Annotated in this window: 35 protein-coding genes; all 35 read left to right on the plus strand. The window is 63.5% G+C overall.

The features are described 5' to 3' along the window. Nucleotides 1-78 precede the first annotated feature (78 nt). Nucleotides 79-807: a helix-turn-helix domain-containing protein gene (locus ACYUME_RS10275; RefSeq protein ID WP_460419327.1), complete on the plus strand. Its 729-nt coding sequence runs from the start codon at nt 79-81 to the stop codon at nt 805-807. Beyond that, nucleotides 804-1487 carry a replication protein P gene (locus ACYUME_RS10280; protein WP_104444122.1) on the plus strand — a complete coding sequence of 228 codons (684 nt, stop codon included), beginning with the start codon at nt 804-806 and terminating at the stop codon, nt 1485-1487. The genes ACYUME_RS10275 and ACYUME_RS10280 overlap by 4 nt, the downstream gene beginning before the upstream one ends. Then, the gene (locus ACYUME_RS10285; protein ID WP_460418768.1) at nt 1484-1696 is read left to right on the plus strand and encodes a hypothetical protein; all 213 of its coding nucleotides are present in this window, start codon (nt 1484-1486) and stop codon (nt 1694-1696) included. Before ACYUME_RS10280 ends, ACYUME_RS10285 begins: the two co-directional genes overlap by 4 nt. Next, the gene (locus ACYUME_RS10290) at nt 1678-1974 is read left to right on the plus strand and encodes a DUF1364 domain-containing protein (RefSeq protein WP_460418769.1); all 297 of its coding nucleotides are present in this window, start codon (nt 1678-1680) and stop codon (nt 1972-1974) included. The genes ACYUME_RS10285 and ACYUME_RS10290 overlap by 19 nt, the downstream gene beginning before the upstream one ends. Then, on the plus strand, nt 1971-3269 hold the full coding sequence (locus ACYUME_RS10295) for a tyrosine-type recombinase/integrase (RefSeq protein ID WP_460418770.1): 1299 nt from the start codon (nt 1971-1973) through the stop codon (nt 3267-3269). Before ACYUME_RS10290 ends, ACYUME_RS10295 begins: the two co-directional genes overlap by 4 nt. Next, nucleotides 3266-3547 (plus strand): hypothetical protein, encoded by a 282-nt coding sequence (locus ACYUME_RS10300; protein WP_460418771.1) that lies wholly within the window; start codon nt 3266-3268, stop codon nt 3545-3547. Before ACYUME_RS10295 ends, ACYUME_RS10300 begins: the two co-directional genes overlap by 4 nt. Then, nucleotides 3544-3861: a hypothetical protein gene (locus ACYUME_RS10305; protein ID WP_460419329.1), complete on the plus strand. Its 318-nt coding sequence runs from the start codon at nt 3544-3546 to the stop codon at nt 3859-3861. Before ACYUME_RS10300 ends, ACYUME_RS10305 begins: the two co-directional genes overlap by 4 nt. A 12-nt stretch (nt 3862-3873) precedes the next feature. After that, entirely contained in the window at nt 3874-4215 is a 342-nt protein-coding gene (locus ACYUME_RS10310; protein ID WP_460418772.1) for an antiterminator Q family protein, read from the plus strand. 37 nt (nt 4216-4252) lie between these two features. After that, nucleotides 4253-5098 carry a DUF2971 domain-containing protein gene (locus tag ACYUME_RS10315; RefSeq protein WP_460418773.1) on the plus strand — a complete coding sequence of 282 codons (846 nt, stop codon included), beginning with the start codon at nt 4253-4255 and terminating at the stop codon, nt 5096-5098. Nucleotides 5099-5266: 168 nt separating this feature from the next. Beyond that, a complete protein-coding gene (locus tag ACYUME_RS10320; RefSeq protein WP_460418774.1) occupies nt 5267-5581 on the plus strand; it encodes a phage holin, lambda family in 315 nt (104 codons plus the stop codon). A 39-nt stretch (nt 5582-5620) separates the two neighbouring features. Beyond that, nucleotides 5621-5965: an HNH endonuclease gene (locus ACYUME_RS10325; protein WP_460419331.1), complete on the plus strand. Its 345-nt coding sequence runs from the start codon at nt 5621-5623 to the stop codon at nt 5963-5965. Beyond that, nucleotides 5865-6254: a hypothetical protein gene (locus ACYUME_RS10330; protein ID WP_460419464.1), complete on the plus strand. Its 390-nt coding sequence runs from the start codon at nt 5865-5867 to the stop codon at nt 6252-6254. The genes ACYUME_RS10325 and ACYUME_RS10330 overlap by 101 nt, the downstream gene beginning before the upstream one ends. A gap of 115 nt (nt 6255-6369) precedes the next feature. After that, on the plus strand, nt 6370-6846 hold the full coding sequence (locus ACYUME_RS10335) for a phage terminase small subunit P27 family (RefSeq protein ID WP_460418775.1): 477 nt from the start codon (nt 6370-6372) through the stop codon (nt 6844-6846). An 8-nt stretch (nt 6847-6854) separates the two neighbouring features. Next, nucleotides 6855-8591, plus strand: a complete 1737-nt coding sequence (locus tag ACYUME_RS10340; RefSeq protein WP_460418776.1) for a terminase large subunit — start codon at nt 6855-6857, stop codon at nt 8589-8591. A 9-nt stretch (nt 8592-8600) separates the two neighbouring features. Beyond that, nucleotides 8601-8744, plus strand: a complete 144-nt coding sequence (locus ACYUME_RS10345; RefSeq protein WP_052896001.1) for a hypothetical protein — start codon at nt 8601-8603, stop codon at nt 8742-8744. Then, on the plus strand, nt 8741-9967 hold the full coding sequence (locus tag ACYUME_RS10350; RefSeq protein WP_220689896.1) for a phage portal protein: 1227 nt from the start codon (nt 8741-8743) through the stop codon (nt 9965-9967). The genes ACYUME_RS10345 and ACYUME_RS10350 overlap by 4 nt, the downstream gene beginning before the upstream one ends. Before the next feature lie 3 nt (nt 9968-9970). Continuing rightward, entirely contained in the window at nt 9971-10588 is a 618-nt protein-coding gene (locus tag ACYUME_RS10355) for an HK97 family phage prohead protease (protein WP_460418777.1), read from the plus strand. 15 nt (nt 10589-10603) lie between these two features. Next, a complete protein-coding gene (locus tag ACYUME_RS10360; RefSeq protein ID WP_460418778.1) occupies nt 10604-11827 on the plus strand; it encodes a phage major capsid protein in 1224 nt (407 codons plus the stop codon). A gap of 14 nt (nt 11828-11841) precedes the next feature. Then, a complete protein-coding gene (locus ACYUME_RS10365; protein ID WP_460418779.1) occupies nt 11842-12225 on the plus strand; it encodes a head-tail connector protein in 384 nt (127 codons plus the stop codon). After that, the gene (locus ACYUME_RS10370) at nt 12222-12596 is read left to right on the plus strand and encodes a head-tail adaptor protein (RefSeq protein WP_460418780.1); all 375 of its coding nucleotides are present in this window, start codon (nt 12222-12224) and stop codon (nt 12594-12596) included. The genes ACYUME_RS10365 and ACYUME_RS10370 overlap by 4 nt, the downstream gene beginning before the upstream one ends. Further along, on the plus strand, nt 12574-13008 hold the full coding sequence (locus tag ACYUME_RS10375) for a hypothetical protein (protein WP_460418781.1): 435 nt from the start codon (nt 12574-12576) through the stop codon (nt 13006-13008). Before ACYUME_RS10370 ends, ACYUME_RS10375 begins: the two co-directional genes overlap by 23 nt. A gap of 9 nt (nt 13009-13017) precedes the next feature. Beyond that, the gene (locus ACYUME_RS10380) at nt 13018-13617 is read left to right on the plus strand and encodes a phage tail terminator protein (protein WP_460418782.1); all 600 of its coding nucleotides are present in this window, start codon (nt 13018-13020) and stop codon (nt 13615-13617) included. Further along, complete coding sequence (locus ACYUME_RS10385) at nt 13614-13793, plus strand: DUF2635 domain-containing protein (protein WP_460418783.1); 180 nt, start codon at nt 13614-13616, stop codon at nt 13791-13793. The genes ACYUME_RS10380 and ACYUME_RS10385 overlap by 4 nt, the downstream gene beginning before the upstream one ends. Then, nucleotides 13790-15283 (plus strand): phage tail sheath subtilisin-like domain-containing protein, encoded by a 1494-nt coding sequence (locus ACYUME_RS10390; protein ID WP_460418784.1) that lies wholly within the window; start codon nt 13790-13792, stop codon nt 15281-15283. The genes ACYUME_RS10385 and ACYUME_RS10390 overlap by 4 nt, the downstream gene beginning before the upstream one ends. A 57-nt stretch (nt 15284-15340) precedes the next feature. Beyond that, complete coding sequence (locus ACYUME_RS10395; RefSeq protein ID WP_460418785.1) at nt 15341-15688, plus strand: phage tail tube protein; 348 nt, start codon at nt 15341-15343, stop codon at nt 15686-15688. Further along, on the plus strand, nt 15688-15987 hold the full coding sequence (locus ACYUME_RS10400) for a phage tail assembly protein (RefSeq protein ID WP_460418786.1): 300 nt from the start codon (nt 15688-15690) through the stop codon (nt 15985-15987). The genes ACYUME_RS10395 and ACYUME_RS10400 overlap by 1 nt, the downstream gene beginning before the upstream one ends. A 129-nt stretch (nt 15988-16116) precedes the next feature. Beyond that, entirely contained in the window at nt 16117-18444 is a 2328-nt protein-coding gene (locus ACYUME_RS10405; RefSeq protein WP_460418787.1) for a phage tail tape measure protein, read from the plus strand. Beyond that, nucleotides 18441-19790, plus strand: coding sequence for a DNA circularization protein (locus ACYUME_RS10410; RefSeq protein WP_460418788.1), 1350 nt, complete (start codon nt 18441-18443; stop codon nt 19788-19790). The genes ACYUME_RS10405 and ACYUME_RS10410 overlap by 4 nt, the downstream gene beginning before the upstream one ends. 4 nt (nt 19791-19794) lie before the next feature. Next, on the plus strand, nt 19795-20907 hold the full coding sequence (locus ACYUME_RS10415) for a phage baseplate assembly protein (RefSeq protein WP_460418789.1): 1113 nt from the start codon (nt 19795-19797) through the stop codon (nt 20905-20907). Beyond that, on the plus strand, nt 20904-21413 hold the full coding sequence (locus ACYUME_RS10420) for a phage baseplate assembly protein V (RefSeq protein WP_460418790.1): 510 nt from the start codon (nt 20904-20906) through the stop codon (nt 21411-21413). Before ACYUME_RS10415 ends, ACYUME_RS10420 begins: the two co-directional genes overlap by 4 nt. Beyond that, complete coding sequence (locus ACYUME_RS10425; protein ID WP_460418791.1) at nt 21410-21808, plus strand: phage GP46 family protein; 399 nt, start codon at nt 21410-21412, stop codon at nt 21806-21808. The genes ACYUME_RS10420 and ACYUME_RS10425 overlap by 4 nt, the downstream gene beginning before the upstream one ends. Then, complete coding sequence (locus tag ACYUME_RS10430; RefSeq protein WP_460418792.1) at nt 21798-22838, plus strand: baseplate J/gp47 family protein; 1041 nt, start codon at nt 21798-21800, stop codon at nt 22836-22838. The genes ACYUME_RS10425 and ACYUME_RS10430 overlap by 11 nt, the downstream gene beginning before the upstream one ends. Next, nucleotides 22829-23425 (plus strand): YmfQ family protein, encoded by a 597-nt coding sequence (locus tag ACYUME_RS10435; RefSeq protein ID WP_460418793.1) that lies wholly within the window; start codon nt 22829-22831, stop codon nt 23423-23425. Before ACYUME_RS10430 ends, ACYUME_RS10435 begins: the two co-directional genes overlap by 10 nt. Before the next feature lie 4 nt (nt 23426-23429). Beyond that, a complete protein-coding gene (locus ACYUME_RS10440; RefSeq protein ID WP_460418794.1) occupies nt 23430-24986 on the plus strand; it encodes a hypothetical protein in 1557 nt (518 codons plus the stop codon). Next, nucleotides 24986-25354: a phage tail assembly chaperone gene (locus ACYUME_RS10445; protein ID WP_460418795.1), complete on the plus strand. Its 369-nt coding sequence runs from the start codon at nt 24986-24988 to the stop codon at nt 25352-25354. The genes ACYUME_RS10440 and ACYUME_RS10445 overlap by 1 nt, the downstream gene beginning before the upstream one ends. Nucleotides 25355-25370 lie beyond the last annotated feature (16 nt).

The raw sequence follows: 25370 nt of genomic DNA on the forward strand, positions 1-25370 counted from the left end.
TCTCTCCAATGCTGCGCGCAATGCTGCGCCTATCGCTCTATGTCAATCGCAACGGTGGCAAGCGTGAGCGTACAAGCTATGACCTGGGCACTCGCCATTCCCAAAGCTGCACTTGAGAATCCTGCAGCGCGCCATGTACTGCTCTGCCTCGCCAATTACGCTGGCAGCGATGGAAGAGGGGCATTCCCTTCTGCCTCGACGCTCTCCGACGACACCGGCCTTTCTGAGCGAACAGTGCGGCTGAAACTTGATGAACTCGCCCAGGCCGGCTGGATCGCTGAGGGCAACCAGGCAATTGCTGCCGCCCATATCGATCGCCGCGACCGTCGCCCCGTCGTTTATGACCTCCTAATTAAGCGGGGTGCATCTGCTGCACCTCGTCCTGAACGGGGTGCAGGAAACCGCACGGGGTGCAGCTCGCAGCAGAACGGGGTGCAGCAAAACGCAGAACGGGGTGCAGCAGCTGCACCCAATCCGTCATTGAACCAATCTACTCTCTCTCAGCGCGAGCCGTTCGCAATGTCCCTCGAATGGGAACCGAATCCGGAACTGCTGAAAGCCTACGCCCGTCGGGCAGGTCTGACCCTGGATCAGTTCAACGCGGTTGCCATATCCGGCTTTGTGCTCCACCACGATGCCAAGGGCCTGGCCCAAACCGAAAAGCAGTGGCTGGCCGCTCTGGTCAGCTGGGTGAAATCTGATCTCGCCCGTGCTGCGCGCTCTCCCGTTGCTCGCAGCGGCGGAGTGCAGCGATCCAGCTTCGATGACGATGACACGTCGTGGATCGTTGAAGGGGGCAGCCAATGAATCAGGTGGCAACCGTGGCCCATGGCTTGTGGGCAAAGGTTCAGGCTGGCCAATACGTGCCCTCGGATTACTCGCTGCCTGCCGACGTGAAGGCCGAGCTCAATCGCAAAACTGCGGCGGTGATCAACGATCTATTCCGTGATCTGCGCACGATCTGCAGCGCCTGGCAGCGAGCGTGGCCGGACGAAGCAACGTACAAGGCCGCCAAGCAGCAATGGCTGACTGCGTTTCTCGAGGCCGGTATCAACACCCCGGAGCAACTGCAGTTCGGTTTGATGCGCTGCCGGCAATCCGGCCGGGAGTTCATCCCGGCGCCTGGGAAGTTCATCGAGTGGTGCCAGCCTTCGCCGGAAATGCTGGGCCTTCCCCCGCTGGCTGCCGCCTTCCGTGAGGCTTGCCGTAATGCGCATCCTGCGATGGCAGGGAAGGGCAAATGGACCCACGACGCGGTCTGGCACGCTGCCAAGGAAAGTGGTTTCGAGAACCTGAACAAGCTGGCTACCGATGTGAGCGCCAAGCTGTTCGAGCGCAACTACACGATTGCCGTTCGGCGCCTTGTTGCAGGTGAGCCGCTGCAGCGGATGCCGTTGGCACTCCCTGCAGAGGTGCCAGGCCAGCGCACGCCAAAAGTGGGGAATGAAGCTCTGGCGGCGATCCGGTCGAGGATGCTCGGCCGATGATCGAGCTTCGCGCACCTGACCTCACTGAATACCGATACGCGCTGTACTGCCGCTCTGACCTGTTCGGGCTCTCCAGTACGTCGCATCCCCCCATTGCGCTCTACCGCGACGAAGCCGCGGCCATCGCTCATGGCCAACTCATGTGGCCGAGCGCTTACACCGTCATTGACCTTCATGGAGAAGACAGCCCATGCGGCAATCGAAACTGACCAGGGCCGCACGCGGCCGGGAGTGCCAAGTGCGCATTCCCGGGGTGTGCAACGGCAATCCAGAAACTACCGTGCTTGCGCATTACCGTATGGCGGGCACCTGCGGTGTGGGTTTTAAGCCTCACGACATGCAGGGTGCTTGGGCCTGCAGTTCCTGCCATGACGCCTGTGATGGCCGTAGCCGCGATGTCGACCGTGACACAGCGCGGCGGTACCACGCCGAGGGCGTGATGCGTACCCAGGCCTCTTTGATCAACGAGGGGGTGCTGATCGCATGAGTGCGACCCGGGAAGTGAAGTTCAGCGAGGCCGAAGTCCGCCGGCAGGCTGCCGACAAGGCCGTACGCGACCTGCGCGACCCTCGTCACCCCGGCCTGTACCTGCGGTTCTGGATCACTCGCGAGCGCGGCACCTGGCACCTGGTGCGCGGCAAGAAGTGGGTACCGGTCGCACGTTGGCCCGACCTGGGCGTTGCAGCGGTGATTGCCGAGCTGCCCGCGCTGCGTCGGCGCCTGCTGCGAGATCCGGCCACCGCGCCCGTGGCGTCCGGCATGGGTACCGTGGGCCAGCTGCTGGACTGGTACGGCGACCGGATGGTCCGCGATCGCTCGTTGTCGGTGAAGCGCAAGGCAGGTGCACGGTCTGCTATCGCTCAGCACCTGAAACCGCGACTGGCGGATCTGGCCCTGACGGAAGTGAGTGCCGAGTCACTCGACAAGCAACTGATGTGGCCGGCTCAGGCCGACGTGTCGCTCTCGTACCTGAGACAGATGTTCGCCCTTCTGCTGACCGCTTTCCGGCAGGCTCTGAAGCTAGGCCTGATCGACGGGAACCCCATGGCCGGGATGCGCTTCAACGACTTCACCAAGGCCAAGATCCTGCCGAAGGCTGCGCGCCTGCGTGACGTGCAATTGCCCGAACTGATGCAGCAACTGGCTCACGCCTTCGACGCGACCCCCAGTGACGCGATGCTGGCCCTGATGATGGTGGCCCACGGCACCCGAATTGGCGAGACCCGCATGGCGCGGTGGGCTGATGTCTCGTTGGCGGCGGCCGAGTGGTTCATCCCAGCGGCGAACACCAAGACTCGCACAGAGCACCGGTTGCCTCTGACCGCCCAACTGCAAGCACTGCTGACCCGGTACAGGGCGACTCAGCAGGCTCAGGGTTACCAGGGCGCCTACCTGTTCCCGAGTCGACGCGGTCTGCCGCTCAGCGAGACGCAAGCCAGTGCCGTCTTCACCCGGTTGGGGCAGGGCGCTTGGACCAGTCACGACCTACGCAAGGTGTCCCGCAGCACTTGGACCGACCTCGGCATCGACGGCCACATCGGCGAGATGCTCCTGAATCACTCGCTGGGCAAGATCGCCAGCACCTACATCCACACCCAGGCCATGCAGCAGCGCCGGGCAGCCCTGGAGAAGTGGCACGCCTGGTTAGACGGCATTGGCTTCGGTGCCATTCACGGCCTTACAGAGGCCTTATCCGAGATTTCTCATAACGGCGCGCAGCCCGCTAATGGCGCGGCTTCGAGCGACCTTACCGAATTTGTTACTAGCGAGGATTCGAAATGAAGAACAGCGACCAGGTGCGCGCCCAGTTCGAGGCGTGGTTCATCCGCGAATTTTATGAAGGGGATCGCAGCACTGGCCTTGAGTGGTTGAGTACTGAGCCTTGCGGAAGTTACCGCCACTCCCAGCCTGCCGAAGCCTGGCGGATATGGCAGGCCTCTCGCGAATCGCTGGTCATCACGAACCCTTTCGAGCTGATCATTGGTGACCCTGATGGGCAGTGGGCGCACGAGGTTGCTGAAAAGTCGCTGCGCGCCCAAGGGCTGAAGGTGGTCGGCTGATGAAGAAACACGGCCCAGCCTTGAAGAAGGCCGTGATCGACCTGGGCAAGTGCCCCGCGTGCCGCGGCAAAGCGGTTGTGAAGGGCGTCTTCTACGAAATGGCCTGCGTGCAGTGCAGTGCCTCCGGGTGGGTCGAGGCCTCCACCGGGCAGGCGCTGGAGCTGGACGAGCTGGTGACCCAGCTGAGCCTCCGTCTCCAGGCGGCGGAGCGGAAGATCGAGCAGTTGAAAAGCCCCCAGGCCGGCGGGCCTGAGGCGGGATATCAGGGAAGCAACCAGCGCGGCGCTGGCGGCACCAACTACACCGGGGATTGAGGGGGGAAGGACATGAGCAATCTAGAGAAGACGGCCGAATATCTGCTGGAGCACTGGGGCCGCTGGGTGGTGCTGGGCTCAGGCGTTTCATGCTGTGCGTCGCGGGAAAACACCATACTCGATCCTATGATCACGGACGATGACGCTCTGTTCATTGATCGTCTGGTCGGGCGCCTGAGCAAGCGCTATCCCGAGTGCGGCCAGGTCATTATTAAGTACTATACCTCCCGAGACACCGCGCTCAGGGAGGTGGGCAAGAAGCTTGGTTTTGGTGAGGAAAAGACTCGGCAGCTGTGGAAGGCTGGTGTGGCTTGGGTTGATGGGGCGTTAGAATGTAGGAGAGAAGTGGCGTGAGTTGGCTCGTGCCTTTGATAAGGGAGCGCTTTAGTCTGTGTCTGTTACCTCTGTTTATAAATTTCTAGCTGCCGATAGGGCGGCTTTTTTAGAAAACTATCTTTTGCGTTTTACCCAGGCGGCTGCGCTTAATGATCCATATGAGTGTTTGGCTGCCTTTCCAGATAAGACGGATGAGCAATTGTCCGCTGATATGATGGAGACTGCGCTAGCAACTATTAATTTCCAGAGTACAGATAGCAGTGGTGTCAAGGCGGATAAACTAAGTAAAATACGGTTGGCGTTGCTTCGTTTGCAAGGCATGGCTAAAACTGCTCCAGGAATTTATAGGAAATTTATTATTGATTTTAATCAGGCCAGAATTAACAAGGGGTTAGGTATTTTGTCCTTGTCAAGGCGCTGGGATAGCGCACTGATGTGGTCGCATTACACCAAGACTTATTCTGGTTATTGTGTAGGGTTTCGGAGGGATCATTCGTTTTTTGATGAGATCGACGATGGTGAACTGCGTAGAACGTCTTTGCTGCCTGTTAAGTACACAGACAAGAGGCCTGTAATACCTCAGCGGCAAGCCGACGCACCTGGGCTTGATATTTTTATAACCAAGTCAAAAGACTGGGCATATGAAGAGGAAGACAGGTTGTTAGTGCTTCTGCGAGATGCGGATAAGGTGATTGATTCCAAGCCTTATCCAGTACACTTGTTCAAAATGCCCTCAGATGCCATTACGGAGATCATACTTGGGCACAATGCGCCCGAGCATTTGCGTGTTGAGGTGCTGGCAGTTGGAAAACGTCTAGGTGTGCCCGTTTATAAGACGCAGCTATCGGAGCGCTCCTTCGACGTTGATCGCGCTCCGCTCCAAGACGGCATTTTTATTTGAAGCTGATGCTTGACGAGACCGGGGCGATTTAGTAAATTTCAGTTACTTTGCGGTTTTTACGCGTGCAAAGCCCAATTTGCAAAACAGTTTATTCTTTATGAAGCCCAGCCATCGCGCTGGGCTTCTTTATTTCAGCTCCCCGCAACGGGAGGAATCGAGATGCCAAACATGCCCGAGAAGGATCCTGGCCTGTGGGCCGCTGTGTTCGCGTGGTTGATTGCGCATCAGCCGCAACTGGCCACCGGCGGCATCGCCGCTGCCGTGGCCATGTGTCGCGTGGTCTACGGCGGAGGTCGTGGTCGGAAGGTGGTCCTTGAGGGTGCCATCTGCGGCCTTATCGCAATCAGTTTGCTGCCCGTCCTGGAGTACTTCGCGTTGCCGCCTAACCTGTCGGTCTTCGCTGGTTGCATGGTTGGCTTCATGGGCGTGGACAAGCTTCGTGAGTATTCCGACCGCTTCATGGGAAAGAAGATGGAGGGCTGATCTATGCCGCCCAAGGCTAAGCGCCCTTGTCGTGTACCTATGTGTCCCGGCAAGACAAGTGACAGCCATGGTTACTGCAGCGCGCATGCCTCGCTCGCTATTGGTTGGAACAACCCGTGCCGCGGCACTGCTGAGCAGCGTGGTTATGACTGGGCATGGCGCAAGCTTGCCAAGGCAGTGCTCAAACGTGATCGCTATCTGTGCCAGTGCCATGACTGCAATGGTCGACGACTGCCGGCAACAGAGGTTGACCACCGCATACCGAAGTTTGAAGGGGGAACGAATGAGCCATCCAACTTGTTTGCCATCAATGAAAACTGCCACAAATTCAAAACGGCGGCAGAGTCGGCACGAGCGCGGTCAGGCCGTCCGCCTGGCGCGTGAGGCTATGCGTTTGCGCGAACGAGCGACAAAGCGCAGTCGCAACACCGAGCTGATCCGCCATGGTGATTGGCATCTGGATCGAGCGCTGTACTCTTGGAAAAACGTTCATAGGCTTGGAATTCCAGAGCTGATTTCGCGTGTTCAACATGAGTTAGTGGCAGCAATTGACGCATACATGCATGCCGCGGACGGAGTGCCAGAGCGTCCGTTTAAACATCTGGCTGCCTTAATCGATGGCGAGAGTCTGCGGGCAAAATTAGCGAAAAGTGGTCAAAAAACGGCCAAATGAGGGGGTGGGGCAAAATCTCTACAGCTTTCGACTCTCTCCACCGATCGCCCAGCCTTTTTCACACACCCGCGAAATTAAAAAAAATCGCATTCCAGAAAATCGGGAGGCCTGAACGATGGGGCGACCCGCAAAACCTACCGCCCTTAAGCTGCTGCAGGGCAACCCCGGCAAGCGAAAACTCAAAAAGGACGGCCCCGCGCCGGCGCCGCTGGCGGAAACCCCAGGCGCCCCGGAGTGGCTGGGGGAATGGGCCATTGTAATGTGGGACACCATTGCGCCCTGGTTGACCCAGACCGGGATCATGACCCGCACCGACACGCACAACCTGGCGGTCTTCTGCGCCGCCTATGAGCGGTGGCGGCTGGCTGAGGCAGAAGTGGCCAGCAAGGGCATCACCGTCGTGGACGCCAAGGGCGTGCTCAAGAAAAACCCCGCCTGCACCGTGATCAATGAGGCGCTGCGTCAGCTGGCCAGTTTCGGGGCAGCCCTCGGTCTGGACCCGGCCAGCCGTGCGCGCCTGATGGGCAGCGGCGGGCCGGATAAACCAGAAAACCCGTTCATCGTGCTCAAAGGAGGGCGGGCCTCGAAGTGAGTTAGGACATGGCCAGCTACCCGAACGTAAACGCGGCGAACAAGTACGCCCGCGACGTGGTGGCCGGCAAGATCTCGGCATGCAAGTACGTGCGCCGGGCCTGTCAGCTCCATCTGGAGGACCTGGCCAAGTCGAAGAAGCGTAATTTTCGCTGGACCTTCGACCGCGACACTTCCGAGCAGGTGGCGGTGTTCATCCAGCTGCTACCGCACGCCAAGGGCAAATGGGCGGCGCTGCGCGAGCTGATCAAGCTTGAGCCGTGGCAGCTGTTCATTTTCTGCAGCATCTTCGGTTGGGTCGATAAGAAGACCCGCCGCCGGCGGTACCGCGAGGTTTATATCGAGGTGCCGCGCAAGAATGGCAAGAGCGTGCTGGCCGCCGGCGTCGGCCTGTACATGCTGGTCATGGACGGGGAGTTCGGCGCCGAGGTGTATTGCGGTGCGACCACCGAACGGCAGGCCTGGGAAGTGTTCAAGCCGGCACGGCAGATGGTGCGGCGCACGCCCGAGCTGGTCGAGGCCTTTGGCATCCAGGTCGCGGCGAAGAACCTGTCGGTGATCGGTGACGAAAGCAAGTTCGAACCCCTGATCGGCGACCCCGGCGACGGCCAGTCACCGAGCTGCGCCATCGTTGACGAATTTCACGAACACACCTCGGCCGCGCTCTATGAAACCATGCTGACCGGCATGGGCGCCCGCGATCAGCCGATGATGTTTGCCATCACCACGGCGGGCTACAATATTGCCGGGCCGTGCTACCTACAGCGCGCCCAGGTAATCGACAAGCTGGAAGGGACGGTGCCGAACGACGAGTTGTTCGGGATCATCTACACGATTGACGAGGACGACGACTGGAAAGACCCGGCGGTCCTGCGCAAGGCCAACCCCAACTATGGCGTCTCGGTCGGGGCTGAGTACCTGCTGAAACGCCAGGCTGATGCGACGCGTTACCCGTCACGGCAAAACGCGTTCAAGACCAAGCACCTCAACATCTGGGTAAGCGCCAAGGAAGCCTGGCTGAACATGGCCGACTGGGAGGCGTGCGGCGACCCTACGCTGACCCTGGACCAGTTCCTGGGCCAGCGCTGCTGGATCGGCATTGACCTGGCCAGCAAGTCGGATATCTGCGCAGTGTCGCTGGTGTTCCTGGACAAGGTGGAGCTGGTCCCGGGGAGCGGCAAGTGGGTTAACCGCTGGACCATCTTCTGCAAGTCGTTCTTGCCCGAAGGCGCGATAGAGCGGGGCGGCCCCAACAAGGCCGCCTACGAGGCCTGGGCCAACGCCGGCCTGCTGGAAGTCTGCGACGGTGAGGAAATGGACTTCGACCTGGTGCGCGACATGGTGGGCGAGTTCGCCGCGATGTTCGATGTGCAGGAGGTGGCCTACGACAAATGGCGCGCCACCCAGCTGGCCCACCAGCTGCAGAAGGATGGCGCCGAGGTGGTCGAGATGGGCGGTGGCGTGGCCAGCATGAACCTGCCCATGCGCGAGCTAGAAGCGGCGCTGCTGTCTGGCCGTGTCCGTCACTGCAGTGATCCGGTATTGGCCTGGCAGGCCGGCAACGTCGTGGTGCGTCCGTACAAGGGCTGCATCACGCCGATGAAGGCCGACGAAGGCAAGACCGACATGCGCAAAATCGACGGCATTGTCGCCGCGCTGATGGCGATGAACCGCGCCATGGTCAGCGAATTTGAGCCGGAAGGGCTGTTGGCCAGCCTGACCGAAGACGACCTATTAGCTATGTGAGCCCCTACGATGAAATGGCTTCCTGAATCTATCGGGACGGCAGGCTTTTGCCTGTTCGTCGCGGGCCTCTACGTCCAGTTTGGGGCGGGTGTGGCCCTGATGGTCGGTGGCGGCCTGCTGGTGGCCGGCGCCGCCAAGGCGGTGTGGCGATGATCCTGGGCGCGATGTTCGAGCAGCGCAGCAGCTTGGAGGTGCCCAGCACGCCGATGAACAGCAAGGAGCTGACCGAATACCTGTTCGAAGGGCAGGGCATCAGCGTCAGCCCGGCTTCGGCCATGCGTCTGACGGCGGTGTATGCCTGCATCTACGTGCTGTCCAGCTCCATGGCCCAGTTGCCGCTGAGCGTGTTGCGCAAGGTCAACGGGCGGATCGAGGTGGCCACCGACCACCCGGCCCATTACCTGCTTCACGATGAGCCGAACACCTGGCAGACCTCTTACCGCTGGCGGGAAACCAAGCAGGCCCATGTGCTCGGCTGGGGCAACGGTTACACCCGAGCGGTGCGCAGTCGTCGTGGTGAATTGCTGTCGCTGGAAATGCATGAGCCGCAACACACCGAGCTGGTGAAGAACGGTAATCGCTGGGTGTACTCGACCCAGGATGAAGACGGCGCGCCGCTGGCGGTGTCGCCCGAGGACATGATCCACCTGCGTGCCATCGGTTCGCACCGGCGCATGGGTATCAGCCCGATCCGGCAGAACGCCGACACCATCGGCCTGGGCATGGCCACGGTGCGCTACGGCAAGGAGTTTTTCGAGGGCGGCGGCCGGCCTACGGGCCTGGTCACTGTCAAGGACGGAAAGCTGGATAACACCAGCTGGGAGCGCCTGAAAACGGTCTGGCGCGCCGCCGTGGAACGGCTCAAACGCTCGGACAACAAGACGCTGCTGTTGCCCGCCGACCTCGATTACAAGGCGCTGACCATCGCGCCCGAGGATGCGCAATTTCTCGAGACTCGCAAGCTGACCCGCAGCGAGATTGCCAGCATCTTCAACGTGCCGGCGCACATGATCAACGACCTGGAAAAGGCCACGTTCTCGAACATCAGCGAACAGGCCATCCAGTTCGTGCGCCACACGGTCATGCCGTGGGTGAAGAACTGGGAGGAAGAAGTTAACCGCCGCGTCTTCACCCGCGCCGAGCGCATGGCCGGCTACTACGTCAAGTTCAACCTGGCCGGCCTGTTGCGCGGCACCCCAAAAGAGCGCGCCGAGTTCTACCGCATTGCCATTCAAGACGGTTGGATGAGCCGCAACGAAGTGCGCGTGCTGGAAGACCTCAACCAGCTGGAAGGCCTCGACTCGATGTTGCTCAACGTCAACACGCAGTTGCTCGGCGCCGACGGCAAGCCGTTACCCGTAACGAAGCAGGAATAACCCATGAGTGAATTCGAACAACGCATGCTGCAGGCGCAGCATTGCGAGCTTCGTGCTGTCCAGCCGGATGAGCAGGGCAGCGCGCCGAAGATCGCCGGCTATGCCGCTGTCTTCAACCAGCGTAGCGACCTGCTGGGCGGCACCTTCGTGGAGATCATCGCCCCGGGCGCGTTCGATGACGTGCTGAACCAGGACACCCGAGCGCTGTTCAACCATGACTCTACCTACCTGCTGGGCCGCACGGCCAGCGGCACGTTGCGCCTGACCGTGGATGAACGCGGCCTGGCCTATGAAATCGACACGCCCAACACGCAGACCATCCGCGACCTGGTGGTAGAGCCGCTGCGCCGTGGCGACATGAGCGGCAGCAGTTTCGCCATGCGCGTGGCCAAGGGTGGCGACACCTGGCACGAGGAGAAAGACGGCCTGATCGTGCGCACGATCTTCAAGATCGCCGAGCTGCGCGACGTAGGGCCGGTGGCGTTCCCGGCCTACCCCGACTCCAGCGCTGCCCAGCGCTCCCTGACTGCCTGGAAGCAGGCGCAAACCGAAGGCGACGAAGCCCGCGCACATTTCGAGCGCGAGGCCCGCGAACGCCTGCTTGACCTAACTGAACTGTGATCCCAAGGGGGAGCTATGACCCTGCAACAAATTAAAGAAGCCTATAACAAGCTGTCGGCCGAAATGCGCTCGCTGCATGACACCACCCCGGACGACGGTTGGACCGGCGAAGTCCGCGCCAAGTGGGAAGGCATGAAAGCCGACCTCAAGGGGCTGCGCGAGAAGATCGAGCGTGAAGAAGAACTGCGCGCCCAGGATCAGAGCTTTGTCGAAGGTCTGGACCGTGAGCGTCCGGCCGGCGCACCGAAGAACGAGGCGGAGGCTGAGCAGCGCAGCGCCTGGGATAACTGGGTACGTCGCGGCCTGGAGTATCTGACCCCCGAGCAGCGTTCCGTGGTTCTGGAAATGCGTGCTCAAGGTACCAATCCGAACGAGGCAGGCGGTTTCACCGTGCCGACCACCCTGCAGGCCAAGGTGATCGAATCGCTGGTGACCTACGGCGGTATTGCTTCGGTGTGCCAGCTGCTGCAGACCGACAACGGCGCGCCCATCGCCTGGGCCACCAGCAACGGCGGCGAGGAAGAGGGCGAACTGATCGGCGAGAACAAGCCCGCCGGCGAAAAGGATGTCGAGTTCGGGATGGGCACCATGGGGTCGCACACCATCAGCTCTAAGATCATCCGCGTCTCTGAACAGCTGCTGCAGGACTCGGGCATTGACATGGAAGGCTACCTGGCCGGCCGTATCGGTAAGCGCGTGTCGCGTACCCGTAACCGCCTGATCGTCCAGGGCACCGGTACCGGCGAAACCGCCGATGCTCCGGCGCAGCCGAAGGGCCTGGAATACTCGACCCCTCAAGGTGCCATGACCGCCAAGGCCACCGCCTTTACCTGGCAGGAGGTCAACAGCCTGATTCACTCCATTGACCCGGCGTATCGTGCGGCCGCCAAGTTCCGCTTGGCGTTCAACGACAAGACGCTGCAGGCGATGGAAGAAATGGTGGACGCCAACAATCGCCCGCTGTGGCTGCCCGGCATCGACAGCGACCGTCCGGCCACCATCCTCAAGCATCAGTACGTGATCGACCAGGCCATCGCCGATATCGGCGCCGGCAAGAAATTCATGTATGCCGGCGACTTCAACGAACTGGTGCTGCGCGCGGTCCGTAGCCTGACCCTCAAGCGTCTGGTGGAGCGTTACGCCGAGTACGGCCAGGTCGGCTTCCTGGCGTTCGTGCGCTTCGGCCTGGTGCTGCAGGACACGGCCGCCATCAAGCACCTGGTGGGCAAGACCGCCTGACGGGAGGGTTGCCCATGCTGACGCTTGAGCAGATCAAGAGCCATTGCAAGCTGGAGCTGGATGAAACCGAGGAAGACACGCTGCTGCAGGCCTACGCCCGCGCAGCGCGTCGCCAGGTCGAGAAGGACAGCGGCCGGCGGTTGTACTGGGTCACGCTGCCGGCCGACGCGCCGGCAGACGCGACCGGCGATGAAGCCTACCTGCGTGGGCTGCTGCCGCTCGATGCGCCGGAGAACGCGTTACCCGTAACGGATGACGTGGCGCTGGCCATGCTGCTGTTGGTCGCCCACTGGCACCGCAACCGAGAGCCTGTCACCGAGTCGACCAGCAATGGCACCAAGGCGCTGCCGCTGGCCTATGACGCCCTGGTGCAGCCTTACCGCTGGTTCACGCTGTGAGGGAGCCGGAAGCGGGCGAACTGCGCACCCGGGCGGTGGTGCGCATCCGCAGCGACACGCCAAAAGGCTCTGCAGGCCTTGAGTCAAATTTCGAGCCGGTGGCCAAACGCTGGTGCAAGATCGAGCCGTTAGGCACGGCCACCTACACCGGGTCGGTGCAGACCGGTACGACCATCACGCATCGGATCTATTGCCGGTTCGTGCGTGACCTGGACACGCGGCATGAACTGGTCGCCGGCGGCCGGGTGTTTCGCGTCAAGCGGGCTACCGGGATGCGCGGGCGGCAGGTGTGGTCGGTGATCGAGGTCGAGGAGCTGCAGGCGGCGAATGCGCCGGCGGGAGGTGGCCGTGGCCAACTCCGTTTCAATTGACGGCTACCTGCATGTCGAGGGCTTCGACAAGTTCGACCAAGAGGCCTTCAACAAGCGAAAGATCCGCGCCGGCATGCGCAAGGTTGGCCAGCTGATCACCGGCCGGGCACAGATGAATCTAGCGCTCGGCGGTGGCCAGGACGGCTACCCCGTCAACCGTAGCGGGGCCACCACCGACTCCATCGGCTACAAGGTGTCGCGCTCGGGCTTTCTGGTGCGTGTCGCACCCAGCAAGACCGCGAGCATGAGGGCCTTCTATCCCGCTTACCTGCACTACGGCGTGCGCCGCAAGAGTGGGGGCGGGTGGCGGATCAAACCCCGCGACAACTACATGACCGACGCCCTGGTCGACAGCCGCGCCGAGGTGCAAAGCATCCTGCAGCAGGCCTTTGCTGCCGCGCTGCTCAATTGAGTACCTGACATGAAAATCACGCCTGTGATCGAGCAGCTGCGCGCCTATGCGCCTGGATTCGAAGGGCGCGTGGCAGGCGGACTGGATTGGGACCCGACCGCTGACAGCGCCAAGATGCCCCCGCCGGCGGCCTATGTGATCGCCGTTGGCGACTCGGCCGACGAGCCGCAAGCGCAGAACGTTTACACCCAGGCTGTGCGCGACGCCATCGACGTATGCGTCGTGCTGCCGACCGACGATGAGCGCGGGCAGTCGGTCGTTGACGTGCTGCACGACGTGCGCGCCCAGTTGTGGCGCGCCCTGGTGGGCTTCGAACCGGACGACGAATCGGGGCCGCTGCTGTACGACGGCGGCCAACTGCTGCTGCTCGACCGCGACCGCATGGTCTACCGCTATCGCTTCTATGCCGATTTCCAGCTCGGCCGCTGGGAGCAGACCGGCGAAGGCAAGCCGCAAACCTGGCAGGAATGGCAGCTGGCCGGCCTGCCGGCGCTGGAAGGGATCGACACCCGTTTCGACTTCCTCAACCCCCTGAAAGACCCAAACGTCAGTGCCCCCGGGCCAGACGGGCGGGTCGAGTTCACCACCCGCGAGGACTTGAACCCATGACCACAATCCACCTCAAGCCGGCACCGGGGCGCGATTGCCCGATGCCGGAGCGGCCAGGCCAGTACCTGCCCGCCGAGGGCGCTACGGTGCCCCGTGACGCCTATTGGGAGCGCCGCATCATCGACGGCGACGCCCTGGAACAGAAGACCACCACCCGGGGGAGCAAAGCGCGATGAGCGTCAGTTTCAGCAACATCCCCAGCGACATTCGCGTGCCGCTGTTCTATGCCGAAGTCGACAACTCCATGGCCAACAGCGGGGGCTCTAGCCTGCGCCGGCTGATCGTCGGCCAGGTCAACGACGATGCCGACAGCGACGAAATCGGCCGTCTGGTGCTGGTGTCGAAAACCAGCGACGCCAAGGACATTGGTGGCCCCGGCTCGATGCTTGCCGCGATGCATGCGCGCTGGCGAGCCATCGACGTGGCCGGCGAGGTCTGGTGCCTGCCGCTCAAGGTGGCCACCGGCGCGGTCGCCACTGCCACCGTTACCGTAACGGGCAGCGTCGCCACTGCCGGCCTGGTCAATCTGTACGTGGCCGGCCAGCGCGTGCGCGCTGATGCCGTGGTCGGGGCTTCGGCCGAGGCTGTGGCGGCCAGCCTGGCGGCGGCGGTCAATGCCGCGATCGACCTGCCGGTGACGGCCACCGCCGCCGGCGTCGTGGTCAACCTGCAGGCGAAGTTCAAGGGCGAACTGGGCAACGATATCCAGCTGCAGCTGAACCGCCTGGGTCGTGCGAATGGCGAAACCACGCCGGCCGGTCTGACCGTGGTGGCCACGGCCATGACCAACGGCGCCGGCACCCCGGCCGTGTCGGCGGCCCTGGCCGCGCTGGGCGACGAACAATTCGAGTTCATCGCCCAGCCCTGGAGCGATGCCGACACGCTGGGCGCCTGGAAAACCGCCATGGACGACAGCGCCGGTCGCTGGTCCTGGGCGAAACAGCTGTATGGCCATGTGTACAGCGCGCAGCGCGGCACGCTGGGGCAGCTGGTCGCCGCCGGGCGCCTGCGCAACGACCCGCATGTCTCCGTGCATGGCTTCGAGCGTGGCGTGCCGCAACCGGCATGGGAAGTGGCGGCGGCCTGGGCGGCGCGCACCGCCGTGTTCATCAGCGCCGATCCGGCTCGACCGACGCAGACCGGCGCGCTGACGGGCATCGATCCGGCACAGGCCAGTGACCGTTTCACCCTGGCCGAGCGGCAATCGCTGCTGACCAGCGGGGTGGCCACCGCTGTCTACAACGGCGGCAGCTGCCGCATCGAGCGGGCGGTTACGACTTACCAGCGTAACGCTTACGGCCAGCCGGATGACTCCTACCTGGACAGCGAGACGCTGCACCAGTCGGCCTACGTGCTCCGCTACTTGCGCAGCATCATCACCAGCAAGTACGGCCGCCACAAGCTGGCCAACGACGGGACGCGCTTCGGCCCAGGCCAAGCGATCGTCACGCCGAAGGTGATTCGTGGCGAGCTGATCGCGGCCTATGGCGCGCTTGAGCGTGAGGGCATTGTCGAGAACGCCGAGGCGTTCAATCAGTATCTGATCGTGGAGCGCGACCCGAAGAACCCGAACCGCATCAGTGTGCTGTTCCCGCCGGACCTGGTGAACCAGCTGCGCGTGTTCGCGCTGCTGTACCAATTCCGCCTGCAGTACCCAGACGCGTAAACCTCATCGTTCAACCCCAGCCCGCCCCGTGCGGGCTTTTTTATGGGAGTGCCCTTTATGGGTCAGAAAGTCGCGGGCACCTGTTTTATCAAGGTCGACGGCGATCAGTTGGTGATCACCGGCGGCGTGGAATGCCCCCTGTCCGGCGTCAAGCGCGAAACCATCGTGCTGGGTCATTTCAAAGAAGAAGACCTGATCCCTTATGTGGTGGTCGACGCGGTGAAAACCGCCAATTTCCCTCGGGCGAAGCTGGCCAACGGCATCGGCATGACCGTTACCGCCGAGCTGGCCGATGGCTCTGTGTACGTGCTGAGCGGCGCGTACCTGGTGGACGAAACCAAAGTGACCGGCGATGACGCCAAGGTCTCGCTCAAATTCGAAGGCATCCAAGGAGACTGGCAGTAATGACTACCGCAACCCACGAACTCGCAACCCCGATCCAGGCCCACGGCGAACAGGTCAAGGAACTGACTTTGCGCCGCCCAACCGTGCAGGAATGCCGGGCTATCAAGGTGCTGCCGTACACCATCGGCGGCGACGGCTATCCGGTGGTCGACCTGGATGCGGCGGCGAAGTACATCGCCGTGTGCGCCACGATCCCGGCCAGCTCGGTCAACCAGCTGGACCTGTCGGACCTGAATACCCTGGCCTGGATCGTCGTCGGTTTTTTCATGCCCCAAGGTTCGAATCAGTCGGCGGCCTGACCGAGTTGGCCCATGACCTGGCCTGGTGGTGGAAGGCCACCCCGGGCGAGGTGCTGGGCTGGACCCTCGACACGTTGTTCGAGAGTGAGGAAAACGCGTGGCGCATCAACGCGCTGAATGGGGGAGGCGGTGGCGGATAAATTCCAACTCAAGGCGCTGATCACCGGCGTCGACAAGCTGTCGCCGGTGCTAAGCGGCGTGCGCAAGAATGCCGCCGTGCTGCGCAAGCAACTGAACAGCTCGGGCCTGGGCAAGATCACCTTCGGTGAGGCCCTGCAGGGCGGGGCGATTGCCGCCCCGTTCGTCATGGGCGTGAAGGCGGCCATTGGCTTTGAAAGCGCCATGGCCGACGTGAAGAAGGTGGTCAACTTCGAGTCGCCGGCGCAGTTCAAGGCGATGAGCGATGACGTGCTGAACCTGTCCGAACGTCTGCCCATGGCGGCCGAGGGGATCGCGCAGATTGTCGCCGCCGGCGGCCAGTCCGGCATCGCCCGGGAAGAGCTGAACCAGTTCGCCGAGGACGCCGTGAAAATGGGCGTTGCTTTCGATCAGACGGCCGCTGAGTCCGGGGAAATGATGGCGAAGTGGCGGACGGCATTCCGCATGAGCCAGACCGATGTTGTCGCGCTGGCCGACCGGATCAACTACCTGGGCAACACCGGGCCGGCGAACACCAAGCAGATTTCCGCGATCATCACCGAAGTCGGCGCGCTGGGCGAAGTGGCGGGCCTGTCGTCGGCGCAGGTGGCGGCCATCGGTGCCACCATGGCCGGTGTCGGCGTCAAGCAAGACGTGGCGGCCACGGGCATCAAGAACTTCATGTTGGCGATGACCAAAGGGTCGGCGGCTACCAAGTCGCAGGCCGAGGCTTTCAAGTCGCTGCGCCTGGATTCCAAGCAGGTCGCGGAAGCGATGCAGAAAGACTCTCAGGGCACGATGCTGGACCTGCTCAAGCGCATCTCCCAGGTGGACGCGGCCAAGCGTCCGGCACTGCTGACCAACCTGTTCGGCAGCGAGTCGGTGGCGGCCATCACGCCGCTGGTGACTAACCTGCAGCTGCTGAGCGGCAACCTGGCGAAGGTGGGTGACGCCACGGCTTATGCCGGCTCGATGGAAGCCGAATACAAGTCACGGTCGGAAACCACGGCCAACGCCATGCAGCTGCTGCAGAACCGGATAACCCGCCTGGGGATCACGGTCGGCAGCATGCTGTTGCCACCGCTCAACGACTTCATGGCGACGGTGGGGCCGATCATCAGCAGCGTGACCAGCCTGGCCGGGGCGCACCCCTGGCTGATCAAAGGCCTGTTGGGCGCGGCCGTGGGCTTCACCGTGTTGCGCCTGGCCACGGCCGGGGCCACGGCGGCCCTGGCGCTGATGAACGGTGTCGCGAGCATGAGTCCGGTGGGCATGATCGTCCGTGGCATTGCCATCGCTGCCGGCATCCTGATTGCCAACTGGTCGACCGTGGCGCCGTACTTCCAAGCGGTGTGGGACAAGATCAAGGCGCCGGCGATGGCGGTGTGGGAGTGGATGAAAACCGCTTTCGCCTGGTCGCCGCTGGGCCAGATTGTGGCCAACTGGGGACCGCTAACGCAGTTCTTCGGCGCACTGTGGGGGCTGGTGAAAGCGCTGTCGGTGCCGTTCCTGGGCTTCCTCAAGACGGTGTTTGCCTGGTCGCCGCTGGGCCTGATCGTGGCGAACTGGGGGCCGCTGACGGCGTTCTTCGGCGCGCTGTGGGAAGGGGTCAAGGCGCTGTCGGCGCCGTTCCTCGACTTCCTCAAGACGGTCTTCGACTGGTCGCCGCTGGGCCTGATCGTCAAGCACTGGGAGCCGATCACCGGTTTCTTCCGAGACCTGTGGGGCAAGCTTCGTCCGATCGTTGAGCCGATGATGAAATTCCTGGGCTTCGACGGTACGTCGAGCGGCGACGGTGTGATCAGCGCCGCCACGGCGAAGGTCAACGCTTGGACTGAGCAGCAGCAGGCGCGCAACGCCGCCGGCGAGCCGGTGCCGGGGGCGCTGGTCAAGCCGATGGTGCAGCCGGTGCAACTGATGCCGGAGGCCACCAGCGTGGCCAATCTGCTGCGGGCGCCGGGGCAGGCCGCTGCGCAAGTAGCCTTGCCGCTGTCAGCCGCTCAGATGGCCCAGCACGCGCAGGAAAGCCTGGCCAAGGGCCTGACCCCTGGCGAAGCGCAGAAACGCGCTGAAATGGGCCTTCTGCCGCGTCCTGGGCAAACCGGCCTGTCGGCGCCGGCACCCGGGGCGCTGGCCGCGTCACGGGGTTCCCTGGTGCAGCAGGCCGCCCAGGCCAGCAAAGCCCAGCTGGAAGGGCAAATGGTCGTGCGTTTCGACAATGCGCCGCCGGGCATGCGGGTCGAGCAGGCCGATACCAATCAACCCGGGCTGCAGGTCAGCCCGCAAGTGGGCTACCGATCCTTGGGGAGGGCATCATGAGTACCTGGCGGGATCAGCTGCACCCGGCCTCGTTCCGGGGTGTGCCGTTCCACGTCGACAGCGACAGCATGCCGGCGGGGCGGCGCACACAGACGCATGAGTACCCACAGCGGGACAAGCCCCTGGTGGAAGACCTGGGCGGCGTCACGCGGGAAATCAAGCTGGCTGCGTTCGTGATCGGGGAAGACTGCTATTTCCAGCGTGACAACCTGCTTAACGCCCTGGGCAAGCCCGGGGCCGGCGAGTTGGTGCATCCCTGGTACGGCCGCCTGACGGTCACGGCCACGACCTGCAGCGTCAGCCATGAGCGCCGCGAAGGCGGCATGGTGCGCTTCGACCTGGTGTTCGTGGAGGATGGCGAGAAGGGATTTCCCGCCGGCGTGCCGAACACGGCGCGGCAGCTGGAAGACTCATCGGAAACCCTGCTTGAGTCAGCCATTGCGCGGTACAAGGCCGCCATGGCGGTGGTCAATCGGGCGCGCCTGGCGGTGGTCGCGCTGCAGAACGGCGTTGCCGGGGTGCAGATGGCCATTGCCTCGGAGCTTCGCCAACTGACCGGCCTGGTCAGCTCGGTGGAGGCGCTGGCCGACATGCTGATCAACGCCCCGGGTAACTTCGCGGCGATGATTCGAGGGCAGTTCGCCAGTGTCGGCGGCAGTTCGCGGTCGTCCGGCTATCGCTGGGGGCCGTCGAGCGGCGGCGAGGCGGCGAGCCTGGAGGCCGACCCGGAGTTTGCCCGTACCGTGTCGGCGCTACCCGACGCGGCGCCGGAGTTCGCCAGCTTCGCCGAGTCCGGCCGGGCCATCACCGGCCAGGTAGAGCAGGCCCGGCGACTGGCGAAATCGCCACCCCCGGCCGGCGGTACGGATACCGCCGCCGTGGTCGTTGCCGCCCGCGAACTGGTGCGCGATGCACTGATCGTGCTGGCGGTGCGCGAGGCGGTGGCCCTGCCGGTGGTGCAGGCCCCCGAGCCGCTGACCGGCTTCGCGACCCTGGAGCAGCAGGTGGTTGCGCCGATCCGGCGCCCCGAGGTGCCGGTTACCGCCGATGTGGTCGCCCTGCGCTACGCCATCAGCGAGGCCCTGTGGGTGGCAGCGCTGGCGTCGCCGGTCGAGCACGTCGAGTTGCTGGAGGTGGTGCGCAGCCAAGTGCGGGCGCACCTGACCGAGGTGGCCCGCGCCGGTGTGCGGCTGACCGACGTGACCACGCGGGAGAGCCTGCCGGCGGTGGTACTGGCTTACCAGCGCTACGGCGACGCCACCCGCGCCGAGGAAATCGTTACGCGTAACAAAGTGCAGCACCCTGGCTTTCTGCCGGTGGGTGCGCTGACCATCGCCCGGGAGTGAACCCATGGACAATCAAAACGCTGTCACGCTGAGCGTGAACGGCCTGGACTATCGCGGCTGGAAGAAAGTCAGCATCAGCGCCGGCATCGAGCGGCAGGCCCGGGATTTCCGCCTGGGCGTGACCTGGAGCTGGCCGGGCCAGGTGCAGGAAATCCCGGTGCGCCAGGGTGACCGCTGTGAAGTGCGGATTGGCGCCGACCTGGTGCTGACGGGCTGGGTGTTCGGCACGCCGATCCAGTACGACGCCCATAGCGTCGAACGCTCGGTGGCCGGTCGCTCGCTGACCGCCGACCTGGTGGACTGCTCGGCAGTGAACAAACCCGGCCAGTGGCGCGGGCAGAGCGTGCAGAAGGTTGTGCAGGCCCTGGCTGAGCCTTACGGGGTGCGCGTGCTGAGCGAGGTGCCGGAAACCACCAAGCTGGCCGACCACCAGATCGAGCCGGGGGAAACCGCCTTCGAGTCCATCGACCGTCTGCTGACGCTATCGCGGTTGCTGTCGACCGATGACGCCCGGGGGCGGGTGGTGATCATCAAACCGGGCAGCGCCGGCCGTGCCGTCGACCGCCTGGAGTTGGGCCAGAACCTGCTGACCGGCAGCGCTGAGCTGGATTTCTCGGGGGTGTTTTCCGAGTACCGCGTCACCGGCCAGCGTTCGGGCACCGACACGGACTACGGCGAGAAGGCCAGCGAGGTTAAGGCCGGCGTCACCGATCCGCGGGCCTCCCGGCACCGGGTGCTGCTGATCCACGAAAGTGGCCAGATGACCCCGGAGCTGGCCCAGGCGCGGGCCAACTGGGAGCGTGGCAGCCGGATGGGGAAGGCGCTGACCCTGCGCTATCAGATTCAGGATTGGCGGCAATCCAACGGCGCGCTGTGGGTGCCGAACATGATCGTGCGCGTGGTCGACCCGCTGATCGGCATCGACCGCGACATGCTGATCAGCGAAATCGAATACGTGCTTGAAGACGACGGCACCTTGGCCAACATCGTTGTTGGCCCGCCGGATGGCTTCGACCCCGAGCCGAAAGACCCGCACAAGTCGCGCAAGCTCAAGAAGGGCGGCAAGGCCGACAACTTCGAGTACCTGATTCCCGCTGACTGGAAGCCTGGCCAATGAAACCGATGAGGAATTTTTTCGCCCGAGGCGTTGTGGCCCTGGTCGATGCCGGCCGCAAGCTGCAGGGCCTGCAAATGCGCCTGACCGCCGACGAAGTGAAAGACGGCATGGAGCACTTCGAACCCTACGGCTTCACGTCCAATCCGCAGCCCGGGGCTGAGGCCCTGGCGGCGTTCCTGGGCGGTGACCGCTCCCATGGCGTGGTGGTTTGCGTCGCCGACCGGCGCTTTCGCCTGCAGGCGCTCAAGAGCGGCGAGGTGGCCGTATACACCGACGAAGGCGACCGCCTGCACTTCAAGCGCGGCCGGGTGATCGAGGTTGAGACGCTGACGCTCAAGGTCAAGGCGGAGACGGCCGTGGAGTTCGATACGCCGGTGATCCGCACCACGGGGCGGATCGTGTCGCAGGGCGACCAGATCGCCGCCGGCGTCAGCCAGGTCAACCACCCGCATGAGGGAGTGGCGAAGGGCATCCAGCAGAGCGGTAAGCCGGTGGTGACGGCATGACGCTGCTCGATGGCGAGTCCGAGCGCGCCTGGCAGCGTGCCGTGGTGATCAGCCTGCTGACCTGGCGCCGCGCCGAGGCCGGCGACGTGCTCGATGACGAACAGCGTTACGGCTGGTGGGGCGACACTTTTCCAACCGTCGCAAACGACCGCATCGGGTCGCGGCTGTGGCAGCTGCGCCGGCGCACGCTGACTGACGACACGGTGCGCACCGCCGAGGCGTTCGCCCGTGAGGCCCTGCAGTGGGCGGTCGATGACGACCGGGTGAGCGCCGTTACGGTAACGGCGGCGCGCAAGGTCGACCGCCTCGACATGCAGGTGCGGGTCGGCCTGCGCGCCGGCCCGGTGATCGACGTTCAACTAGACAACCTGTGGCAGGTGATCAATGCCGTTTGAAATCCCAACATTGCCCGCCCTGGTGGCCCGGGCGCAGTCCGACCTGGCTGGCGGTAGCGCCCTGGTTCGATCCGACGCCGAGATACTGGCTCGGGTGCTGGGCGCGGCGTCATCCGGCCGCTACGGCCACCAGCGCTACATTGCCGACCAGATCCTGCCGGACACGGCCGACGATGAAACACTGCTGCGCATGGCCCAGGCGCGGCTTAAACGCGGCCGCCTGCAGGCGGTGGCGGCGACGGGTGCGGCGACCTTCACCGGCGCCGCGTCAGCGCTGCTCGATGCCGGCACGCTGCTGCAGCGCGATGACCAGGTGCTATTCCGGGTGCGGGCCTCGGTCAAGCTGAGCGGCAGCGAAGGCGTCGCCCAGGTCGAGGCCCTGGAGCCGGGCGAGCTGGGCAACACGCCCGCCGGCACAAAGCTGCGCCTGGTGTCGCCGGTGCTGGGCGTCAACGACACGTTCACCGTGGCCGCACCTGGCCTGACCGGCGGCACCGAGCAGGAGAGCATTGAGGCGCTGCGCGCTCGGGTGATTCGCTCGTACCGGGTCATTGCCCACGGTGGCAGTAAGAGTGATTACGAAACCTGGGCGCTGGAGGTGGCCGGGGTCACTCGGGCGTGGGTGGTGCGGCGCTGGATGGGGCCGGGCACGGTGGGTGTGTTCTTCGTGCGCGACGGCGATATCGACATCATTCCGAACGCCGCCGCCATCGCCGCTGTGGCGGCTTACATCGAGCAAGAGCGGCCGGTCACTGCAGAAGTCTACGTGCTGCCGCCGGCGGAAAAGCCGGTGCAATACCGACTGTCAGTCACGCCGGACAGCAGCGCCGTGCGCCGCGCCGTGGAAGCGGCGCTGGTGGACCTGCACAGCCGTGAATCGGCGCTGGGCGCCACGCTGCTGGCTACCCACATCGCCGAGGCCATCAGCGGCGCCACGGGCGAGCGCGATCACAAGGTCATCAGCCCCGCCGGCGACGTGCAGGCCGCTGCTAACGAGCTGCTGACCTATGGGGGTGTGCTGTGGTCGTGAGAACGGTGGAGGACTACTACGCGCACTTGTGTGCGCTGTTGCCGCCGGGGCCGGCCTGGGATCGCGAGTTCAACCCGGGCGTCGACCTGATCCTGCAGGCGGCGGCGCAGGAGCTGGCCACCGAGGACCGCCGCGCCGCCGACCTGCTGGCCGAGAGCGAGCCCGCCACGGTCCGCGAGCTGGTTCCCGATTGGGAGCGGGTCATGCACCTGCCTGATCCGTGCATGGGCGACTCGCCCGCGTTTGCAGATCGGCAATTGGCCGTGCGCCGCCGGCTACTGGAGGTGGGCGGGCAGACGCCGGCGTACTTCGTTGAGCTGGCTTTCTCGCTGGGCTACCGCCATGCCCGCGTGATCGAGCACCGCGCCCCGCGCTTCGGTCGGTCGCGCTACGGCTCGGCCCGCTTCGGCACCTGGTCAGCGCAATTCATGTGGACCCTGAAAACGGGACCGCGCCTGGCCCAGGGCAGCCGCTTCGGGTTCAGTCACTGGGGCCAGACCTTCGGCGGTGCCGCTAACGGCGCGCTGGAGTGCCTGGTCAGCCGTGCTGCGCCCGCGCACACACTCGAAACCATTACCTACGGATAACGATATGGATTACCCGAAACGCATCCCTAATGTCGGCCTAGTCGGCGGCAAGTTCGTAGACGAAAACGTCAGTACCGGCCTGCCTGGCTCGTTGATTCCGTCTGCATGGGGCAACGCGGTCACCGACGAAGTATTGGCCGTGATCAAGTCTGCCGGGCTTACGCCGAGCGAAGACGATAATGCGCAGTTACTGAAAGGGATTCAGGGCCTGGCCGCGAGTGATGTTAAGCGCGCCGTGCGCGTGGCCACCACGGGGCCAATTGCCCTGTCTGGCCTGCAGACGATTGACGGCGTGGCCCTGGCCGACGGTGACCGGGTGCTGGTGAAAAACCAGGCCAACGCCGCGCAGAACTGGATATACACGGCATCCGCTAACACCTGGGTGCGGGCGCTGGATGCGAACGAGAACGCGGAATGTACCCCGGGGCACCTGATCATCGTGCAGGCCGGCACCGCCCAAGCCGGCACCATGTGGCAGCTGACCAACACGCTGCCGCCGCAAGTCGGTACCACGGCCCTGACGTTTGCCATGCTGTTCGGCAAAACCGGCGTGACGGCGGGCGATTACCGAAAAGTGAGCGTCGACGCGCTGGGCCGCGTGACGGGCGGTAGCAATCCTACAACGTTGGCAGGCTACGGCATCACCGACGCGGCGACGCTTGAGACGGTGAGGCAAGAACTGACGCGCTTCGGTATCGGCACGAACAACATGCCGGACGTTATCAACACCGATCTCAAGACCATGTTTGTCGGCGGTAACTACTTTATCGGGGCGGGTTGTACCGGGCTTCCACCCGGGACGGCGTATGGCTACCTGAACGTGCTGCCGAACGCCTTCAATGAGGCCGTGCATACTTTCTACTCCGGCCATAGTGAGTGGCGTTGCTTCTCCACGGCTGGCGTGTTTTCCGACTGGGAAGAGCGACTGCGCCAACCTGTTATTAACGCGACATTTGCGAAAATAACCGACGTTTACAAGAAGTCCGAAACCTACGGACGGTCGGAAGTTTACAGTCGGTCTGAGACTTATGGTAAAGCGGATGTTTACAATAAGTCTGAAACCTACGGCAAGGCCGATATTTACAGCAAGGGAGAAACCTACAATAGGGATGAGGTTTATCGCAGGACGGAAACCTACAGTAGAGGTGAGACTTATCATAGGACGGAAACTTACAGTAGGAATGAGACTTATCACAGAACGGAAACCTACAGTCAGGCCGAGGTCAGAAGTCTTACCGATGCCTTGGGCGGACGAATCTGGGGGCTGGAGCAGCGTCAACTTCCGCTGGGCGAGGGGCAAAGCTGGAAAGACCTGAAAGCTTGGCGAGCACTCAGCACCACGTACACCAACACCACTGGCCGCTCGATCATGGTCACGGTGACGGGCAGTATCACGACCGGTGCGTCGCTGACGGCAGTCGTGGGCGGTGTTGTTGCTGCTACGCAATCTTCAAACGCGGGTTACGCCAACCCTCCTTTTCTGTCTTTCGTTGTTCCTGCTGGCCATAGTTACTCAGTGAGTGGTACAGGAACTATTTCGTCCTGGTCGGAGCTTCAATAATGAAATACTTTCGTCACCCTGAAACAGGTGAAGTTTTTGCTTTTGAGTTGGACGGTTCTCAGGATGAATTTATTCCCGTTGAACTTGTACGCATGAACGCTGATGAAATTGCGCTGCATTTGACGCCGAAGGCAACGCCGGTGAGCGAGCGCAACTGGCGCGACGGTGAACTGGCTAGCCTGGTGTGGCTGCGTGATCGGCATCGCGATCAGCTGGAAATCGGCGCGCCCGCCACGCTAACGCCTGAGCAGTTCATGGCGCTGTTGGAATACATGCAGTCGCTGCGCGATTGGCCCCAGGCCGAAGCATTTCCGGACAGTGCGCAACGACCGGTGGCGCCGCCCTGGATCGCCGAACAAACCCAATAAGCCCCGCATCGTCGGG

The sequence above is a fragment of the Pseudomonas sp. microsymbiont 2 genome (genome assembly GCF_054788395.1).